This is a genomic window from Mycobacterium simulans, assembly GCF_900232995.1.
GTDB classification, from domain to species: Bacteria; Actinomycetota; Actinomycetes; order Mycobacteriales; family Mycobacteriaceae; genus Mycobacterium; species Mycobacterium simulans.
Genome location: NZ_OCVX01000045.1, coordinates 1 through 5,799, shown reverse-complemented (window position 1 = coordinate 5,799; position 5,799 = coordinate 1). Strand labels below are relative to the sequence as shown.

Sequence of the window (5,799 nt, the reverse complement as noted above, 5' to 3'; positions counted from 1 at the left end):
CCCCGTTTGCTTTTTTGTTTCACCACGAGAAGCCGCAACCCGATGTTTCCGCCGGCCCGGGGGGCCGGGAGATGTGAAAAAGACACGCCCCCAAACCCGGGGGCCCCCGCCGGCCCCGCCGGCCTGACCGGCTGCGCCGGGCGCGCCATTGCCACCGTCGCCCCACAAAATCCCGCCGTCCCCGCCGTTGCCGCCGGGTGTGGTCGCGTTGCTGCCGTTGCCGATAAGAGGACGCCCCAACAGGATCTGGGTTGGCGCATTGATCAGGTCCAACAGGATTTGTCCGACATTGGTGGCCTCGGCGGTGGCGTACGCACTGGCGGTGCTGGCGAACGCGGCGGTGAACTGCTCATGAAACGCCGCCGCCCGCGCGCTGAGTGCTTGGTATTCCTGGCCGTGCAGGCCGAACAACGCCGCGATGCGGGCGGACACTTCGTCGGCGCCCGCCGCCAGCAGCTGTGTTGTCGAGGCCGCTGCCGCTGCGTTGGCGCCGCTGACGGCCGAGCCGATGCCGGCCAAGTTTTCGGTCGCAGCCGCGATGAGATCTGGCGAAGCGAATACGTACGACATCAGGCGGCTCCGAGCACCGTAAGAGGTGAATTGTGTCGCCACCCTCGACACAAGTGGGGGACCTGCAAAATTTAACGTGCGTGCTGCGGCGCGTCTTGGGTTTCGCAAAGCTCTTGTTGACCTGCGACCAGTCTTAGAGCGTCTTAGAGCGCGTATGAAAACTCGTCAGGCGCGGGCCAGTCGTCGGGTCATGGTCGCGGTCATTGCGATATCCACGATGGCCTGATGGTGGTCGGGCAGGGTTTGGTAGTCGCGGACGCAGCGGCGGTACTTGCAGATCCATGCGAAGGTCCGCGCGGCCACCCAGCGTCGCGGCGGGACCGTGAATCCGCGGGTGTCGTCGCTGCGTCTGACGACCTGAACACCAAGAGCGAGAACACGTTTCGCCCAGTCGGTGAGGCGGCCGGCGTATCCAACGTCGTCCCAGACCAGAACGATCGTGGAGCAGGCGGTACGCAGTACGGCCAATAGCCGGACCGTGCCGTCACGGTACTGGATGGAGGCCGCGGTGACCACCACGACCAGCAGCAGACCAATGGTGTCGACGGCCGCGGCGCGGTGTCAGAACCCTGCACCGACTGGGAATCGATCACCGTCGTGGCCGGGCATCCGCCGCGCCCGCTGTGCACGCGAATCTGGTCGAGTAGAGCGATGATGACGGGGCCTAATCGAGTTGTCACGGAGTCAATTGGGTCCTCGGAGATGGGTTTTGGTGGCACCAGTATCGTCGCCAAGGACGCGCCGCATAGTGGTGGTCCGCGGGTGAGCATCGATCACCGGACCGTCGTCCTCGATGAGAATGGCGACGAGGTGCGGCCCGGTTCAGGGGTGCGCGGATTCATCGCGAAGAAGGGCGATATTCCGGTCGGCTACTACAAGGACGAAAAGAAGACCGCTGAGATATTTAGGACCATTAACGGTGTGCGCTATGCGATTCCGGGCGACTATGCACAGGTCGAGGAGGATGGCACGGTCACCATGGTGGGCCGCGGCTCGGTCTCGATCAACAGCGGCGGCGAGAAGATCTACCCCGAAGAAGTGGAGGCAGCGTTGAAGGGTCATCCCGACGTCTTCGATGCACTGGTGGTCGGGATGCAGGCTCGGGCCGGGTGCCGGCTGTCGCTGACGGACCTGGACAGTTTGGTGCGCTCGGAGATCGCGGGATATAAAGTGCCGCACAGCCTTTGGTTCGCCGACGAGATGAAGCGTTCACCCGCGAGCAAGCCGGACTACCGCTGGGCTAAGGAGCAGACCGAGGCGCGGCCCCCGATGATGTGCGTGTGAGTCATGTGACAACGGGTGCGTGACCGACTTCGTTGAACACCATCCAGGCGCGCCCACCGGCTACTTCGCATGGGAAGCCGCAGGGTTGCAATGGCTTTCGGATGTCGATGGCGGCGTGCCCTGTGCTGGCGTTGTTTTGGTTGAGGCGACGAGTCTGATTCTGTGGCGGCTTAATTCGGTGACGCCGAGCCGCGAAGCGGCTAATCTGTTCGGCGGTCAGCTGGCCGTGACGCACGACGCGGGCGGGCTGGCGTTCGGCACGGGGTCGCACGGATGGGAGGGGACCGGGTTCTTCGCGCAGTTGTCGCAGCCGTTGCCGATGTCGCTGCGCCGGCATCGGCGGTGGGGGCGATTTCTATGCCGAGGAGCGGCTGGTGCCCATGGCCGAGCTCGCGGCATCCCGACTCGATGCTTCGACCCGTGTGGCGATCGATGCGGTGGTATCACGTTGCCGTGCAGGTGGTTTCGACGACAACGATCGGCCGGCTCGGCTGCACGGGATCTGTGGAGCGGCAACGTGATGTGGACACCTGGTGGCGTGGTGCTGATCGATCCGGCGACGCACGCCGGTCACCACGAGTCCGACCTGGCGATGCTGGCACTGTCCGGCTGCCCGTATTTCGACGCGATCTTCGACGGTTAACAGCGAGTGCGATCGCTGAAATCATGGTGGCGCAACTGCATTTAGCTACACCAGCTCTTTCCGCTAGTGGCGCGTGTGGTGCTGTTCGGCGGCGGGCACGCGGACGCATGCCGTCGCCCGTGCCGTGCTGTCCGGCTGATCGTTAGCCCGGCGCGCTAGCCGTGCCGTCGGCTCCGGCCAGGCCGTCGGCGCGTGCGCTGCCTTCAGTCCCGTCGTCGCTGGAGCTGGCCCCGCCGGTGGCCCGCCGGCCGTGCCAGCGGCTCTGCCTATACCGGCCGCCGGGACCGGAATTGCCACCCTGGCCCGCCGGCCTCGCCGTCGGCCCCGGCCCCGCCGTTCCCCGACAGCCCGCCGAGCCGCCGGCTTGGGCGGCCTGGCCGGTCGCCCTTACGCCGCCGTTACCGCTGTCGGCCCACAGAGTCCCGCCATCCCCACCGTTGCCGCCCGGCGTGGTCGCGTTGGCGCCGTCGCCGATCAGCGGGCGCCCAAGGATTGCCCGAGTGCACGGATTGATCAGGTCGAGCAGTGGTACATGGAGATTGACGGCCGATGTCATTGCTGGGGCTGGCGTGATTGATGTGTCCAACCAGGTTATTGGCGCAACGGCACCGCGAGCTGGTAGCCCGCTCTGTCGCCGCGCAGATGGCCTCTCGCGATCAGCCTGAGCCGCCTGAGCCGCCGGTGCCGGCGGTGCCGCCCTTGCCGCCGGAGCCGCCGATGATACCTACCGGGCCGCTGCCGGCCAAGCCATTGCCGCCGCTGGTGCCGTTGATGCCCGGGTTGGCGCCGCCATGACCAGTCCCGCCCTTGCCGCCGCTCCCGCCATTGCCGCCGTTGCCGCCGTTGCCGCCAGTGCCGGAGCCCTTGCCGCTGCCGCCGTTGCCGCCGGTGCCGCCGATGGCGCCGTCGCCGCCCTTGCCGCCGGCACCGGTGGCGCCGCCAACTCCGCCGTTGCCGCCGTTGCCGCCGTTGCCGCCGATGCCGCCGATGCCGCCTTTGTTGTTCCCGCCGCCGGCATTGCCGCCGGTGCCGCCGACGCCAGCGGCGCCGCCGTCGCCGCCGTCGCCACCGCTGCCGGACCCGATGCCCTTGCCGCCTGTGCCACCTGCGGCACCGCTGCCGCCGGCGCCACCGGTGGCACCGGCGGAGCTATTGCCTCCGGTGCCTCCGGTGCCTCCGGTGCCGCCGGCACCTCCGGTGCCGCCGTTGCCGCCGCTGCCGTTGCCGCCGAGGGCATTGCCGCCGTTGCCGGCGGTGCCGCCGGCGCCGCCTTTGCCGCCGACGCCGCCGGTGCCAGTCGTGACACCGCTGCCGCCCGTACCACCGCCGCCGCCGATGCCCGCGGCGCCGGCATCGCCGCCGTTGCCGCCACTGGTGCCGCCCGTTCCACCCTGGCCGCCGGTGCCGCCCTGGCCGCCCTGGCCGCCGGCGCCGCCGACGTCGCCAGCATTAACGCGGTTGTCGCCCGCTCCGCCCTTGCCGCCGTTGCCGGCTTGGCCGCCCGCGCCGCCATTGCCGCTCACCCCGCCGCTGCCGCCGGTTCCGCCGGTTCCGCCTTGGCCGCCTATGCCGCCGTTACCGCCGACTTCGCCGCCCCGGCCGCCCGCGCCGCCCACTCCGCCGGTGCCGCCCTGGCCGCCGTTTCCGCTGATGCCGCCGGCGCCGGCGGTTCCGGCGGTGCCGCCCTGGCCGCCTTGGCCGCCCTTGCCGCCGGTCCCGCCGGCTACGGTGGCGTTGTCGCCTTGGCCGCCTTGGCCGCCCGCGCCGCCGCTACCGCCGAGACCGCCGTCGCCGCCGTTTCCGCCGGTCACTCCCGCGGCCCCGGTGCCGCCTTGGCCGCCTTGGCCGCCCGCGCCGCCGTTGGTCCGCGCGACGGTGGGGTCTATGTTGAGGCCGGCGCCGCCGTTGCCGCCGTCGCCGCCCTTGCCGGCAGTTCCCACAGTGCCTTGGGTGCCGCCGGAGGGGGTACCGGCGCTGCCGGCTTGGCCACCCTTTCCGCCTTGGCCGCCGGCTGTGGCGTTTTGGGCGCTGGTTGCCGCAGCGCCAGCACCCCCCTTGCCGCCGACGCCGCCATCTCCGCCCGAGCCGGCGTTTAAGCCGTTGCCGCCAGCGCCACCGGCACCCGCGGCCCCGCCGTTGCCGGCGCTGCCGCCAGTTGCAGCCGCGCTGCCGGCGCCGCCGTCGCCGCCGTTGCCGCCGTTGCCGCCGCTGCCCTGGTTGCCCGCCGAACCGCCGCCGGTCGCGGTGCCAGCGGCTCCGCCGGTGCCGCCTGCGCCGCCTGCGCCACCGGTTCCCCCGACCGTCCCAGCGGTGCCGCTGGTGCTGCCGTCTCCACCGTCTGCGCCGTTTCCGCCGAGACCGCCGCTGCCGGCATTTCCGGCGGCGCCGCCACTCCCGCCGGTACCGCCCTGACCGCCTTTACCGCCCTGGCCGCCGCCGGTGCCGCCGGTGCCGTTGCCGCCGACGCCGCCGTTGCCGCCGGTGCCTCCGGTTCCGCCCGTACCTAGGGCGCCTCCCACCCCGCCGCTTCCGGCGGCGCCGGCCGCGCCGGCGGTGCCGCCGGTGCCGCCTTGGCCGCCGGTGCCGCCGCTGGCGCCGGTGTTACCTGCACCGCCGTTCCCGCCGGTGCCTCCTTGGCCGCCAATGCCGCCCTGGCCTCCGTTGCCCCCGTTAGCCCCTCCGGTGCCGCCGGTGCCGCCGGCACCGCCCGCGAAGCCGATCGACCCGTTGGCGCCGGCGCCGCCGTTGGCACCGGCGCCGCCTTGGCCTCCAGTGCCGCCTTGGCCGCCGTTGCCGCCGATTCCTGCGCCGCCCGCGGCGCCAGCACCGGAGCCTGCGGTTCCGCGGACGCCGCCGGTGCCGCCCTTGCCGCCGGCGCCTCCGGTGCCGCCGCTAGGGGCGCCGCCGGTGCCGCCTTGGCCGCCGACGCCGCCATTGCCGGCGGCGCCGTTGGTGCCGCCGGCAGCGGCGTTGCCTCCAGTGCCGCCTTGGCCGCCGGTGCCGCCTTGGCCTGCGGCGGTAGCGGCTGTGTTGCCGGCGTTCACGCCTCCGGTGCCGCCTTGGCCGCCGGTGCCGCCGGTGCCGCCTTGGCCGCCGGTGCCTACCGTGCCGCTGAGGATGCCGGAGCCGCCTTCGCCGGCAGCTCCACCGGTGCCGCCCTGGCCGCCCTGGCCGCCCTGGCCGCCGGCCAGCGTGGTGGTGCCCTTGCCGCCCTGGCCGCCGGTGCCGCCGGTGCCGCCTTTACCGCCGGTGCCGCCTTTACCGCCGGCGCCGCCGGTGCCGGTGCCCGCGGCGCCACCGGT

At 72.1% G+C, this 5,799-nt stretch carries 3 protein-coding genes and 3 pseudogenes; 2 read left to right on the top strand and 4 right to left on the bottom strand.

Annotated elements, in window-relative coordinates:
- Window positions 1–570: PE family protein (locus MSIMFI_RS26905; protein ID WP_191499970.1), on the bottom strand; the 570-nt coding region annotated here is incomplete at its 3' end.
- Window positions 571–735: 165 nt separating this feature from the next.
- Window positions 736–1,089: a transposase gene (locus tag MSIMFI_RS26900; RefSeq protein ID WP_191499969.1), complete on the bottom strand. Its 354-nt coding sequence runs from the start codon at window positions 1,087–1,089 to the stop codon at window positions 736–738.
- Window positions 1,090–1,233: 144 nt separating this feature from the next.
- Between MSIMFI_RS26900 and MSIMFI_RS26895 the strand changes: the two are divergent.
- Window positions 1,234–1,877: pseudogene (locus tag MSIMFI_RS26895) on the top strand (acyl-CoA synthetase); the annotation flags it as partial.
- Window positions 1,874–2,656, top strand: a pseudogene (locus tag MSIMFI_RS26890) (fructosamine kinase family protein). The pseudogenes MSIMFI_RS26895 and MSIMFI_RS26890, both read left to right, overlap by 4 nt.
- On the opposite strand, the gene MSIMFI_RS28790 reads toward MSIMFI_RS26890, so the two are convergent.
- The gene (locus tag MSIMFI_RS28790; protein WP_224770483.1) at window positions 2,640–3,053 is read right to left on the bottom strand and encodes a hypothetical protein; all 414 of its coding nucleotides are present in this window, start codon (window positions 3,051–3,053) and stop codon (window positions 2,640–2,642) included. The pseudogene MSIMFI_RS26890 and the gene MSIMFI_RS28790 overlap by 17 nt on opposite strands.
- Before the next feature lie 100 nt (window positions 3,054–3,153).
- Window positions 3,154–5,799 (bottom strand): annotated as a pseudogene (locus MSIMFI_RS26880) (PE family protein); the annotation flags it as partial.